This window comes from Herbidospora sp. RD11066 (genome assembly GCF_054661255.1).
Genome location: NZ_BAAGDO010000013.1, coordinates 163292 through 176544, shown reverse-complemented (window position 1 = coordinate 176544; position 13253 = coordinate 163292). Strand labels below are relative to the sequence as shown.

Here is a 13253-nt window from a genome sequence, read left to right as displayed (position 1 = left end):
TTCATCATCCCACCTGGGTAGGCTCATGGTTACTCCACGCTAGTGTTCGGGCGCAACTTGCATTATGGCGGGAATTGTCGGTGAGTCCTGGCACGATCTATGCCGAGCGACTGATGACGACAGGGAGCAGCAGAGAATGGTCACGTACGGGGTTCCCCCGCAGGCCGAAGAGACCCGCGCCATGATCAACGAGCGTCTCAGGGAAGCGGCCGCCGCAGATGGCGAGAAGATCTCCATCGAGTGGCGTGGCCAGCCCAAACACCTCTACGTCATCTCCATGCCTGTCGGCCTGCTCTACTTCAACCCCGACACGCACCGCATCCGGGCGCAGCGCACACTCGATCCGGTCCGCGACCGCTTGCTCGACAACGACCCCTGGGGGGCGTCGAGTCAGGACTATCTGGCCACGCTGCTCAGATGCGACCCTGCTCACCCTGACAAGACAGATCGTGAGTTTGAGGACCTCCGTGACAGCCTGGAGTCCTTTGGCCAGAAGGACCCTGGAATCATCACGTACGAGGGCATTCTCGTCAACGGAAACACCCGTTGTGCGGCCCTGCGGGATCTGGGTGAGAAGTACATCCGGGTGGGAGTGCTGCCCGACTCCTCCACTTGGGATGACATCAATACAGTTGAGATGTCGCTTCAGCTCCGCAAAGAGCACAAGCGCGACTACTCATACATCAATCGTTTGATCGCGGTCGATGAGCAGATCAGGTCTGGACGTCGTGTGGAGGAGGTCGCCCGCGACTTCCATATCAGAACAAAGACGCTCGAAGAAGACCGGTGGGTCTACGCCGTCATTCTCGATGCCATCGATCGAAGCGAGACTGAAGAAGGCGCCAAGCTCCGCCTGGTGGACTTCGAAGACCATCAGGAGAAGCTCCGGGAGATACACCGGGCTTACAGCAAGCTCGCCGCAACCGACAAGGACGCTGCTGAGGCGCTCAAAGAGTCCCGTCTCGCGATGGTGGTCCTCAAATTCGCCAAGACGGACCTTCGCCATGTGCAGGGCGACTTCCACACGAAGTACCTGAACCAGAAGCTTCCCGACTTTGCCCGCCCACCAGTTGAGTCTTCTAACTCCGTCAGCATCCCTGGCCTGACCGACGTGGTGGTCCCCGGCTTCGCACCCGCGACCAAAGCGGCACGCACGCTCACTGACCAGATCCTCAAGGCCCAGGCCACCACGTCATTCGCTACTGAGAGCTCAGACATCAGTCAGGCGAACCAGGCGGCGAAAGTCATCACCGCAGTGCGGGATTCATTCGAAAAGGCGCTCCCGCAGGCAGGGCGCGATGGCACGCTCCGGCAGAAGAAGCTGGCAGCCCCCGAGCGGTTGTCTGACGCCTGCGATTTCATCGATCTCTGCGTCGGGGATCTCGCCGAGGCGCGTGCCAAGAAGGCACTCGACGAACCAGCATTCGACGACGCCGTGGTCCGGCTGCGTGAATCCCTGGAGAAGCTGGCCAGGCAGGTGTCCCGGTCGTTCCCCGAGCCGGGCGACGGTGCCGCTTGGCTCCTCTCCATCGCTGACATGAACCATGAGTGAGCCGGTTCCCAGCCTTGAAATCGCCTTCGGCGACTCGGCGACCAGAGCGCTTTTCCGCGTAGGCGCGGGGTTCGAAGACGATCTCCGGCAACTCGTCAGCCGGTTCCGGACGGCCGGTCAGCGCACGGCGGCCACGGCCGAGCTCGACGTCGACGACCTGCTCCTGAATCTGGGCGAACTGGCGACCTGGCGTGATCCCGCTGGTGTGAGGTGGGATCCGCAACTGGCCACGCTGGCCAGGGACACGGCTCTGGATGCCCAGACGGTCGACGGCCGGCTCCGTGGGCAGTCTCCAGATGCCGAGGTTCCTCCTGAGTCCGTCATCGACCGGCTGGGTGCGGGCTGGCTCGGCGACCTGACCGAGTTCCAGCGCCGGGACATCGCCCGGCTTCTGTCCTTGCGGCACGGCGCGAACTTCTCCGTGCCAGGAGCAGGGAAGACGCGCGTCGGCTTAGGCGTCTTCCACGCACTCAGACAGGCGGGTGACGTGCGGCGCCTCCTCATCGTGGGGCCCAAGTCGTGCTATGAGTCCTGGCAGACGGAGAACGCTGGCTGTCTCGCTGAGCCGCTCCGCATGGACGTCCTCGATGGGACGATCAACCCGGGTGCCGAGGCGCTGATCGTCAACTACGAGCGTCTGCAGTCGTCTGCCAACTCCCTCGCCCGATGGTTGAGCAGCCAGCCTTCCATGATCATCCTGGATGAGGCCCACCGCATGAAGCTGGGCGCCAACGGTGCGTACGGATCGGCTTGTCTCGCGCTGGGCCCAAGAGCTCGCCGAAGGCTGATCCTTACCGGCACTCCGGCGCCGAACGGCGCCAAGGACCTGGAGAACCTGTTCTCCTTCGTCTGGCCAGGGCACGGCCGTCAGACCGTGGCGAGGGCCGTGGGCGGCGGGGATCTGGCTCATGCGAGCCGCGTGCTCAAACCACTGTTCACCCGCACGACCAAGGGCGAGCTCGGGCTGCCGCCCGTCACGCTGACCCGCCGCGAGGTCAGCATGCCCTCCCTGCACCAGGAGATCTACGACGCGCTCCGAGGCTTCCACTCGGCACGCGCTGCAGTCTCCCAGGACGACTTCCAGGCCATGGGCAAGATCACCATGTACATGCTCATGGCCGCCATCAGCCCCGCCCTCCTAGCCGTCGGGACCACTCGGTACGAACCACTGGCCTACCAGGTGCCGCCCCTTCCGGTTCCGGACGGCTCGCCGCTCCTGGACCTGATGCGGGACCTGCCGAGTTACGAGTTGTCCCCCAAATACCGGGAGACGCTGGCCATTGTCGCGGCGAACGCCGCCGCTGGGCGCAAGACACTCGTCTGGTCTGGCTTCGTCCGAAGCGTGACGACGCTCGAGCAGATTCTCAAGGAGTTCTCGCCTGCGCTCGTCCATGGCGGCACTGACGACAGGGATGAGCAGATCGCTCGTTTCCGGAACGATCCCGACTGCATGGTGCTTCTCTCCAACCCCGCCACCCTGGGAGAAGGAATCAGCCTGCACCACGACTGTCATGACGCCGTGTATGTCGACCGTGATTTCGCGGCGGGCCGCTTCCTGCAGAGCCTCGACCGGATCCATCGCCTTGGGCTTGAGCCTGGGACTGAGACGAGGATCACCGTGCTGACCTGTAAGGAAACCGTCGACGACGTGGTCGCTGAGCGGCTGGAGACCAAGTTGCAGTTCATGGGCAGGATCCTGGACGACCCGTCCGTGCAGCAGCTAGCTGATCTGGCCGACGAGGACGCGGTCGGAGGAGGACTCGACCAGAACGACATCCGGGCGATGATGGGCCATTTCCGTGCCTCCTCCTCCTGATCCCGTCCTCAGGGCGGCGTCACGCTGGCTGCATCACCTCTCGTTTTCGGACGTGATGCATGCCAGCGCTCTCTTCACTGCTCACAGTGCGTATGCGGATGTGACTCCGACTCAGTACTCCACTGCTCTCGGGTGGCTCAAAGAGACTGGGCTGGTGACCGACGAGGGGAACGTCCGTGATTTGGCGGGACCAGCCTCCTTGATCGAAGCCGCGTTCAGGGACGCTCTATGGCTTCCGGACGCCGACCTCCTCGTCACGAGTCCTGAGGAACTGCCCATGGACGTGATCCGGGCCGCGGATGCGATCGGGCTGGGCGCACAAGACGCACTCGCCGTCATCAGAGATACGTGGGGCAAGGTCGACGCCGAGACGCGGCTGCGAGTAGGGAACGCCGGCGAGTTGGCGTTGCTCGACCTGCTCCGCGCCTCCAGCGACCTCCCAGTGCGGCACGTGGCTGAGACGTCGGATGGTTACGGGTATGACATCGCCGTTGGCGATGCGCACCTCGAAGTGAAGAGCACCACGCGGCGTGGTCGTCTTGTGATCTACCTGTCACGGCACGAGTACGAGACCATGCGGAGGGACCCCGGCTGGATACTCGTGATCGTTCGTCTCAGCCAGGATCTGCAACTCACAGCGGTGGCAACCCTCGACCGGCAGTGGATCGAGCAGACTGTGCCCGCAGATCAGGTCCATTCCGGACGCTGGGAATCGGTGCGCTTCGACGTGCCCGTCGATGCCGTCACTTCTGGACTGCCGACTCTCAGTCCGCTGCTTATCTCTTCCTCGGACGATCTGCTCAAAGGACGACCATCCTGGTCCAAGTAGCGGCCGCAACGGGTGTTTTACCTGAGACTTTGGATACCCTCCATGGGTGGGCGCTGAAGATCGCCACAAACCGGGAGTCGCTGTGGCCGCTGGTGCCACTGGGCTCAGATCGATGTCTGCCAAGCCTGGGAAAGTGTCAGCCGGAATCGCTATTGTCGCTCGCATGTTCGGGATGGGGCTGGATGGCTGCGAGCACCTCGCTGACCGCGTCGGTCAGGGCGACGTGTTCCCAGAGCCGGACGACACGCCATCCGGCAGCGTGCAGCGCCTCGTTGGCGGCCAGATCGCGCTCCATGTTGCGGCGCAGCTTCGGAGTCCAATACCACTCATTCGTCGTCGGCTGCCTGCCGTGGTCCGGGCATACATGCCAGAAGCAGCCGTCAACGAAGACGGCGACTTTCCGTGCGGTGAAGACGATGTCGGGCCGTACCTTCACGGGGCCGAGATCCAGGCGGAGATCCTTGCGGTAGCGGAACCCGAGCCCGTGCAGAGCCTTGCGGAGGGCGACCTCTGGTTTGGTGTCCGTCCGGCGGTTGGCTCGCATGTTCCTCGAACGGCCTTCGTTGAGCGGCCGGGGATAGAGCCCCCGTTCATGAGCCAGGTCCCTGGCGTGGATTCGATTCTCTTCAGACACAGTCATTCCGTCGGGATCACGAGCCTCGGGTTTCCCCGAGAAGATACCGCCGCCAAGTTCTCCGTTGTAGTTCCCAGAGTAAGGAAGGGGTCCACGTGACCGGCCAGCGACTAAGGGTCATCGAGATCTGTGCCGGGGCAGGTGGCCAGTCCCTAGGGTTGGAGAAGGCGGGATTCGAACATGAGCTCGCCGTCGAACTCGACCAGAACGCCGTCAACACGCTGCTGCACAACCGTCCCCACTGGAAAGTGGCACACGGCGACGTGGCTGACGTAAACGTGTGGAACCCGGCTGACTACGCGCCGACCGGCGGGCGTTCCCCTATTGATCTGCTGGCCGGCGGTGTTCCGTGTCCTCCGTTCACAATCGCGGGTAAGCAACTGGGTGCCGCAGATGAGCGAGATCTGTTCGCGTGGGCGATTGAGCAGGTAGACGTACTCAGGCCGCGTGCGCTGCTACTCGAGAACGTGCGAGGCCTGAGCCTGCCACGCTTCGCCGGCTACCGGCAGCACGTGCTCGATCGCCTGTTCGAATTTGGCTATGTGGCTGAATGGAAGCTGCTCGAGGCCGCTGACTACGGAGTGCCGCAGCTGCGCCCACGCTTCGTCCTCGTCGCGATGCAAGCTCAGGATTTTGCCTACTTCCATTGGCCGGAACCTGCGGGTCGGCCGCCCACTGTTGGTGACGTGCTCCTTCCGTTGATGGAAGCCAACGGCTGGGCGGGCGCCGCAAGCTGGGCGGAGAAGGCGGATGACATCGCGCCGACCATCGTTGGCGGCTCGAAGAAGCATGGTGGCGCCGATCTCGGGCCGACGCGGGCAAAACGTGCCTGGGCGAAGCTGGGGGTGGACGCCTATGGCGTCCATGACACTGCTCCGCCCTATCCGCCGTCGCGGCCGATGACCGAATATGGCCCGAAACTCACCACTGCGATGGTGGCGCGAATTCAGGGCTGGGACGACGACGAGTTCCAATGGACATTCATGGGACGGAAGACCTCAGTTTATCGCCAAATCGGCAATGCTTTCCCTCCGCCGGTGGCCAAGGCGATTGGGGTGGCCATCGCCAGGGCGCTGCGGCACGAAGGAGTGCCTCGGAATCTGGGAAATGACGCCGACCACGACCCGGTTTACCGGGTACTCCAGGGCGCATCAAGTTACTTGACGTCGGATCAGATCATCAAGAAGCTGAACGGTCAGTTTGATGTAGCTGAGGTGGAGCAGCGTATCGCGATGCTGGGCCGGGATTTCCTCATCGAGAAGCGCGGCGAGGCGGAGGCGGTCGCCTACCGGCTGGGAGAATTCAAGGCGTTCAGGGGGCAGGAAGACCATGTGCGCCATGATGAGTTCGGCCGGAACAGGTCCAGAGTGAGTTAGTGAGACCAAACTAAAGCATTAATGCGCGCTGCAGGCCAGCGGGGTGCCCGAAGTCGTGCGCACGGCGAAAATGCTGGATGGCTGAATCTCGGTTGCCTGAGAGATCGGCAAGCTCGCCGAGCTGATATGCGGCGTCCATATTGCGGCCGACTATGCTCCAGCCGTAATAGAAAGTGGCGCCGTCGGTATCCCCGCCAGCTTGTGCTTTCCGTCCGAGGTCGTACGCGATCTTCGACGCATCCTGAAGGGTGATGGGAGTCCGGCGCCACTCATCTCCTGAAACGTGGAGACTGAACCAGTAGTCGGCGAGAACTATCTCGTCTGCCAGGATCAGCAGGGCGGCCAGAGCAGTCACGGCCGTGTCGTCCTTCTCGTACGCCCGATGGATCAGGTCGGCGGGGATCAGACTGGCAGCATGATGTTGCCTGAGACTATCGACCGTCCGGAGATGCCGCTGATTGTCCGGATCGAAGTTGCGGTCTCCATGGGCGGCCGTGACCGTTCTGGCGAATTCTGTCGCTCGATTATAGGCGTCCACTGAGGGACGAATTTCTTTATCGCCCTCGATCAGTACTTGGATGCTCAGGTGCAGGACCGTCAATTTTTTTCCATTTGGCTTCTGGATGGCGGCGCCGTAGCACATCTTGCTCAATGTGGACGGCGATAGGACATGGCGAACCAGTGTTCCATCGATGTGGACGTAGGCGTGGACGACCCTTTCGGATGCTTCGCAGATGGCTTTCAGGGTTCGGCTGCTGTTGGCGATAAGTCTTGCGGGATAAATTTTCCATGCGGGTGATTCGCTAGTCATTCTGGTCCGTCTGGCTTCACTTCGTCGATTTGAACACCATGCACTCTGTCAGCTCTTGTGGTGTTTGGCAAGTGCCGTATGTATCCTTATCTTGCCAATGTCCGCTATTGTCGCGATGTGGCCATCAATTGCTATCTGTCTCCGTGGAGCCGTGAAGGGAGTTTGTTCGCATCCCGCTGCCTGAATGTCCGGTTGTGAATTTATTGAATTCCTGCTGGGACCGGCGCTCCGGTACGCCAGCGGTTCCGCTGACGGCGGCGGCATGGAGCTTTTAATGGTCCAGGTTGCGGAAATTCAGAACTTTATTCTGATGGGCTGGCCGTCCATTCAGAGACGTTTTGGTTGCCGCACTAGCTATTATTGGCCGTTCCGGGTCGGGTGAGGCGTTCCGGGTCGACCACGCGGTCGAAGAGTGACTCGCTCACGCCCGACTTCAGCGCCGCCTCCCTGAGGGTCAGGTCCTCGTCCAGGGCGCGGTGGGCTATCCGGGCCGCCCGGTCGTAGCCGATCTCCGGGCTCAGCGCGGTCACCATCATGATCGAGCGGTCGATGTTCTCCTTCAGTTTCGCGGTGTCGAGCTTGGCGTCCTGGACGAGGAACGTGCGGAAATGATCGGTCATGTCGGCCAGGATGCGGGCCGCGTGGAGCACGTTGTCGATGATCAGCGGGCGGAAGGCGTTGAGCTCGAAGTTGCCCTCCGCGCCCGCCGCCGAGACCGCCGTGTCGAACGCCGACACCTGGATGCAGACCATCAGCATCGCCTCGGCCTGGGTCGGGTTCACCTTCCCCGGCATGATCGAGGAGCCCGGCTCGTTGGCGGGCAGGATCAGCTCGTGCAGGCCGGTACGCGGGCCCGACCCCAGCCAGCGCATGTCGTTGGCGAACTTGAACAGCGGGACCGTCAGCGCCCGCATCGCCGCCGAGACCCGCACGAGCGTGTCGCAGGAGGCCTGGGCGGCGAAGGCGTTGGGCGCGCTCACGAACGGGTGGCCGGTCAGGTCGGCGAGTTCGGCCGCCATCTCGCCGGCGAAGCCGGGTGGCGCGTTCAGGCCGGTGCCGACCGCCGTGCCGCCGATGGCCAGGCGGTAGAGGCCCTCCGACGTGTGGGCCAGGTGCTCGATCGCGTCGTCCAGCTGCGCGACGTAGCCGGACCACTCCTGGCCCACCGTCAGCGGGGTGGCGTCCTCCAGGTGGGTGCGGCCGATCTTGACCACGTCGTTCCACTCGCGGCTCTTCGCCGCTGCCGCGTCCCGCAGCCGGCCGACGGCCGGGAGCAGCACGTCCTCGACGGCCTTCACGGCGGCCAGGTGCATCGCGGTGACGAAGGTGTCGTTGGACGACTGGCCCATGTTGACGTGGTCGTTCGGGTGGATCGGGTCCTTGCTGCCCAGGTCGCCCCCGAGGAGCTGGATCGCCCGGTTGGAGATGACCTCGTTGACGTTCATGTTGGACTGGGTGCCGGAGCCGGTCTGCCAGACGTACAGGGGAAACTCGCTGTCGAGCCTCCCGCCGATCACCTCGTCGGCGACCCGGCCGATCACGTCGGCCTTCCACTGCGGCAGCCGCCCGGCGCGGGCGTTGACGATCGCGGCGGCCTTCTTGATGTGGCCGTACGCGTGGTAGACCGCCTTGGGCATGTGGTCGTCGCCGATGTCGAAGTGGATCAGCGACCGCTGGGTCTGCGCGCCCCAGTAGTGGTCGGCGGGCACATGGATCTCGCCCAGCGAGTCGCTCTCGGTACGCGTGCCCCTCGCCCTGAGCCCGATGGCAATGTCGCGCTGCTTGTGCGTGGTCATCGCGGCTCCCCGGCTCGGACCGGCCGGTAGCGCGGCTGCCACATGGCCTCCTGCACCTGCTGCACGGGGTCGCGCAGGTCGGTGCGGGCCAGGTGCTCCTCGGCGGCCTGCTTCGCGACGGCCACGGCGACGGTCGCGGAGACCTCGCGGAGGTTGTCGACCTGCGGGAGCAGCGACGCCCCCGGGAGGGTGACGTCCACGAGCCCGCCGACCGCTTCGGCGGCGGCCTGGAGCATGCCGGGGCTGACCCGCCGGGCCCGCGACACCACCACGCCGAGCCCCAGCCCGGGGTAGAGCATCGCGTTGTTGGCCTGGCCGATCACATAGGTGATCCCCTTGTACGTGATCGGGTCGATCGGCACCCCGGTCGCGATGAGCGCCCGGCCGTCGGTCCAGGTGAGCAGGTCGGCGGGCATCGCCTCGATCCGCTCCGTCGGGTTGGAGACCGGGAAGATGACCGGCCGCTCCACCCCCGCCGCCATCGCCCGGACGACCTTCTCGGTGAAGGCGCCGTGCGCGGTCGAGGTGCCCAGCAGCATCGTCGGCTTGACCCGCTCGACGACCTCCTCCAGCCCGCCGCCCTCGCCGGCCGGGCGGGCGTAGGGCCGCTGGAAGTCGCGCAGGTCCTTCATGTCCTCGGTCAGCAGACCCTGCCGGTCGATCGGCCAGATGCGCCGGGTCGCGGTGTCGTGGTCGAGGCCGTCCCGGATCATGGCGTCTCTGAGCTGGTCGGCGATGCCGATCCCGGCGGTGCCCGACCCGAAGACCACGATCCGCTGGTCGCGCATCGGGACGCCCGACACCCGCACCGCGCCGAGCATCGCGGCCAGCACGATCGCACCGGTGCCCTGCATGTCGTCGTTGAACGTGCAGATCCGGCCGGTGTACCTCTCCAGGATCCGCCGCGCGTTGGAGGGCCCGAAGTCCTCCCAGTGCAGCATGGCGCCGGGGAACATCCCGGTCACCGTGGTGACGTAGGCGTCGATGAAGTCGTCGTAGCGCCCGCCGCGCACCCGCGCATGGCGGTTGCCCACATAGGTCGGGTCGTTGAGCAGCCCCTCGTTGTCGGTGCCGACGTCCAGCGCGACCGGGACGACCCGATCCGGGTCGATCCCCGCGGCGGCCGTGTAGACGGCCAGCTTCCCGGCCGCGATCCCCGCGCCGCCCCCCACACCCCAGTCACCGATGCCGAGGATCTCCTCGGCGTCGGAGGCCACGATGAGGTCGACGTCGTCGGGCCCCAGCCCGAGGTTCTCGAAGGCCCGCGCGATCTCCCCGGGATGGTCGACCGACAGGTACACCCCACGGGGCCGCCGATATTCATGGCTGTACGTCTTGATCGCCTCGGCCACGGTCGGGTCGTAGACCACCGGCAGCATCTCGCGCAGATGGTCGCCCAGCAGCCGGTAGTAGAGCGTCTCGTTCCGGTCGCGCAACGCCTCGAGGTAGACGTTCTTCAGCAGGTCGGTCGGCTGCGCCTGGTACTGCGTGTAGCAGCGCCGCACCTGCTCGTCGAGCGACTCGACCACCGGCGGGAGCAGCCCGTCGAGCAGCAGCTCGGCCCGCTCCTGCGGCGAGAACGCCGTGCCCTTGTTCAGCAGCGGCTCCCGCAGCAGCTCCAGACCCCGCAGGGACGTCACGTAGCCCCCGTCGGGCTGCTCGGTGAACGCCGATCGGTTCGTGCTCGGCTTCCTGTTCCCTGGTGACATCGTCACCATCCCCCGTCTCGTGGAAGTCACCGTCCACCCGGGCACTGCCCGGCGACACGCCCGGCAAAGTCAGGGTTTCACCACGACTCCTTCCGGGTCTGGACACGATCGCCGGGTCGCGGACCTGCGGTCGGCCCGGAAAACACCGTCCACGTAGGCGATCCCGGCATCGGAGGCCAGCTTTTTCCGAACCGCCGTTATAAATGTTGCGCGTACCGTGATAGTGTCGTTGCCAGTTGCAGTTGTGGTTCCCAAAGACTTCAAGTGCCTCACCGATCCGAATGGTGGCGGCACTTTTGTATTTCCGGAGCAATTCCGGTTGGGGTAATCATCGCGGCGACGCGAGGCTCGCACAGTGCGAGCCTTACGGGCTAAGCCCCGAAGGAGATTGCAAAATGGCTACCGGTACCGTGAAGTGGTTCAACGCGGAAAAGGGCTTCGGCTTCATCCAGCAGGACGGCGGCGGCGCCGACGTCTTCGCCCACTACTCGAACATCGCTGCCCAGGGCTTCCGTGAGCTCCAGGAAGGTCAGCGCGTGAGCTTCGACGTCACGCAGGGCCAGAAGGGCCCGCAGGCCGAGAACATCGTTCCCGCCTAATTCACAGGCAGACCGAACCGGGTTCGCACCTCACGGTGCGGGCCCGTTTCGTCGTTGTACGGGATGGATTTCGCTGAGAGCGCATTATCCATTCTTTGCCAAAATAAATGGCGCTTGATTTCAGCGCGCCGACGGCACCCGGCTCCGCCCGAGGAACAGCGTGTAGCCGATCACCGCGGGGATGGCCACATTGAGCTTTCCGGCGTCCTCGGTGAGGATCTCCTCGCTGGAAATCAGACGGCCGGAGTCCGGATCGATGATCATTACCAGCCTCCGGGGCAGCCGGAGCGGTACGTCCAGAGCGAACGCCCACCCCTTCCGGCCCGCCCTGTCGGTCGTCTCGCCGAGGAGACGCAGATCCCTTTCGTCCGCGAGCATCCGCCACAGGGCGGCGGCGAGTCGCGACGGAACGTACCGTTCACTGAAGAGCCTGATCACGGCCTGGACCAGCAGGTAACTCTCCGGCCGGGGAGCGGCCGTCAGGAGTGCGCGCCGGAGCGAGGGCGGGTCCAGCGGCAGGTCCTCCGGTGACGGGCTGACCGTGACGCCGGTGAGGAGTTCGTCCGAGGGGGAGTTCCCGGCGGCGACCTCGGCGGCCGTGGTCTCATCCCCATATCCGATGACGATCGGCCTGCCGGGACGTTCGACCCGGCGCACCAGGTCGGGGGGCGAGACGGGGGTCCACACCTCGACGACGCTGGGCACGACGGCGGTGGAGGTCCGCCCGCCCGAGACGGCGACGTTCAGACCCCACGTGTTCGTCACGATGTGGTCGTAACGCGCGCCCGCGGGCCTGACCTCCGCCGGTCGCCGCCCGGCCACCCGCGAGAGTTCCAGCAGGGCCGGGCGCGCGGAGGGCAGACCGCCCGGCAGGGGTGACCCGCCTTCCATCCGCCGGTACGACAGCATTCCCACGGTCACGGCGGGTCTGAGCTCCGTGTGCGCGGCCGCGTCGGAGGCCAGCGCCGCGACGCCTGCCACGGCGAGCACGCTTCGGCGGGTCAGCCCGCGTCGCGGCGGGGTGGCCAGGATGCGCCGCAGGGTCGCGCGGGCCTCCGGGGCGTCGGCGGCGCCGTCGAAGCTTTCCGGGGGCGCCGGGTCGAAGGGGGCCATGAGGCGGCGTACATCACTGAAGTCCTCAGACATGGCCCGTCTCCTTCTGCAGGGCGGCGAGGAACCGTTGCCGGGCGCGCCGGGCCCGGACGGCCATGGTCGCCGGGGAGCACCCCAGCACGACCGCGGCCTGGGAGATGGACAGGTCCTCCCAGCCGATCAGCCGGAGGATCTCCTGGTCCGTGGCCGACATCCGGCCGAGCACCGCTTCGAGCGCCGTGACCCCCGCGACGTCGTCTCCGTGATCGTCCGCGACGGACCGGGAGAGACTCGCCAGCCGGGCCATGAGCCGACCGCTGCGCCGTTCCCGGCGGTCCTCGTTGGCGATGAGGAGGCGCGCGATTCCGTACAGCCAGGGAAGAAGGTCGTCGTCGGGCGGCCGGTCACCGAACCTGCGCCAGGCCACGGCGAAGGTCTCGCCCGCGATGTCACCGGCGGTGTCCCTGCCCACCCGGCGCGCGGCATAGCGCAGCACGCTCGCGTAGCAGGCGTCGAACACCCGGGTGAACGTCTCCTCCGGCTTCACACCCGTCTATGTCCGGCACCGGGCCGGAAAGGTCACGGCCAGAGGGTCGAGTTCTCGGCGGTCAGGGTGCCGGGAGGGTCCTCCAGGACGCAGAACCGCAGCCCCGCCGGATCGCGCATGATCCACCACCCGTGCTCGGTGAACACCTCCTTCACCGCGCCCAGTTCCTCCAGCCGGGCCACCTCGGCCGTCAGGTCGTCGGTGTGGATGTCGACGTGGATGCCCGGGGCGCCCTCGCCGAGGCGCTGCGTGATGAACATGACCTCCTGCCCCGGCAGCATCGTGCGGTGGAAGTCGGGGAAGGCCGCGATGGGCGGCATCTCCCGCCCGACGGCCCCTTCCCAGAAGGCCAGTTCCCGGTCGTGGACGTCCGGCGGGACGTCGATGGAGACGGTGTAGAGCCGCGATCGATGTGCCATGGGCCCGTAGGGTACCCGCGCCGAACCCTGAGCTTTTCGGCAAGTCGGGCGATTAACCTCGGCTTCACCAAGG

12 protein-coding genes are annotated in these 13253 nt (G+C 65.5%); 5 read left to right on the top strand and 7 right to left on the bottom strand.

The features are described from left to right. Positions 1 to 136: 136 nt before the first annotated feature. The 3 genes from ACYQ78_RS35945 (at position 137) to ACYQ78_RS35935 (ending at position 4197) form a co-directional block, all read left to right on the top strand. The gene (locus ACYQ78_RS35945; RefSeq protein WP_459805440.1) at positions 137 to 1552 is read left to right on the top strand and encodes a hypothetical protein; all 1416 of its coding nucleotides are present in this window, start codon (positions 137 to 139) and stop codon (positions 1550 to 1552) included. Further along, complete coding sequence (locus tag ACYQ78_RS35940) at positions 1545 to 3368, top strand: DEAD/DEAH box helicase (protein ID WP_459805439.1); 1824 nt, start codon at positions 1545 to 1547, stop codon at positions 3366 to 3368. Before ACYQ78_RS35945 ends, ACYQ78_RS35940 begins: the two co-directional genes overlap by 8 nt. Positions 3369 to 3522: 154 nt before the next feature. Continuing rightward, positions 3523 to 4197: a protein NO VEIN domain-containing protein gene (locus tag ACYQ78_RS35935; protein ID WP_459805438.1), complete on the top strand. Its 675-nt coding sequence runs from the start codon at positions 3523 to 3525 to the stop codon at positions 4195 to 4197. Positions 4198 to 4333: 136 nt separating this feature from the next. On the opposite strand, the gene ACYQ78_RS35930 is transcribed toward ACYQ78_RS35935, so the two are convergent. Further along, positions 4334 to 4831, bottom strand: a complete 498-nt coding sequence (locus ACYQ78_RS35930; RefSeq protein WP_459805437.1) for a very short patch repair endonuclease — start codon at positions 4829 to 4831, stop codon at positions 4334 to 4336. A gap of 95 nt (positions 4832 to 4926) precedes the next feature. On the opposite strand from ACYQ78_RS35930, the gene ACYQ78_RS35925 reads away from it, so the two are divergent. Continuing rightward, a complete protein-coding gene (locus ACYQ78_RS35925; protein WP_459805436.1) occupies positions 4927 to 6207 on the top strand; it encodes a DNA cytosine methyltransferase in 1281 nt (426 codons plus the stop codon). A gap of 10 nt (positions 6208 to 6217) precedes the next feature. Here ACYQ78_RS35925 and ACYQ78_RS35920 read toward each other — a convergent pair whose 3' ends face one another. The 3 genes from ACYQ78_RS35920 to ACYQ78_RS35910 form a co-directional block, all read right to left on the bottom strand. Continuing rightward, a complete protein-coding gene (locus tag ACYQ78_RS35920; RefSeq protein WP_459805435.1) occupies positions 6218 to 7018 on the bottom strand; it encodes a hypothetical protein in 801 nt (266 codons plus the stop codon). Positions 7019 to 7368: 350 nt separating this feature from the next. Further along, positions 7369 to 8814: a class II fumarate hydratase gene (locus ACYQ78_RS35915; protein ID WP_459805434.1), complete on the bottom strand. Its 1446-nt coding sequence runs from the start codon at positions 8812 to 8814 to the stop codon at positions 7369 to 7371. Then, positions 8811 to 10523: an NAD-dependent malic enzyme gene (locus ACYQ78_RS35910; protein ID WP_459805433.1), complete on the bottom strand. Its 1713-nt coding sequence runs from the start codon at positions 10521 to 10523 to the stop codon at positions 8811 to 8813. The genes ACYQ78_RS35915 and ACYQ78_RS35910 overlap by 4 nt, the downstream gene beginning before the upstream one ends. 395 nt (positions 10524 to 10918) lie before the next feature. Between ACYQ78_RS35910 and ACYQ78_RS35905 the strand changes: the two genes are divergently transcribed. Then, on the top strand, positions 10919 to 11122 hold the full coding sequence (locus ACYQ78_RS35905; RefSeq protein WP_061295430.1) for a cold-shock protein: 204 nt from the start codon (positions 10919 to 10921) through the stop codon (positions 11120 to 11122). A gap of 120 nt (positions 11123 to 11242) precedes the next feature. Here ACYQ78_RS35905 and ACYQ78_RS35900 read toward each other — a convergent pair whose 3' ends face one another. Genes ACYQ78_RS35900 through ACYQ78_RS35890 form a run of 3 tightly spaced genes read right to left on the bottom strand, consistent with a single transcriptional unit; the run spans position 11243 to position 13180 of the window. After that, positions 11243 to 12268, bottom strand: a complete 1026-nt coding sequence (locus ACYQ78_RS35900; RefSeq protein ID WP_459805432.1) for a hypothetical protein — start codon at positions 12266 to 12268, stop codon at positions 11243 to 11245. After that, positions 12261 to 12761: an RNA polymerase sigma factor gene (locus ACYQ78_RS35895; RefSeq protein WP_459805431.1), complete on the bottom strand. Its 501-nt coding sequence runs from the start codon at positions 12759 to 12761 to the stop codon at positions 12261 to 12263. The genes ACYQ78_RS35900 and ACYQ78_RS35895 overlap by 8 nt, the downstream gene beginning before the upstream one ends. Positions 12762 to 12793: 32 nt before the next feature. Next, complete coding sequence (locus tag ACYQ78_RS35890; protein ID WP_459805430.1) at positions 12794 to 13180, bottom strand: VOC family protein; 387 nt, start codon at positions 13178 to 13180, stop codon at positions 12794 to 12796. Positions 13181 to 13253 lie beyond the last annotated feature (73 nt).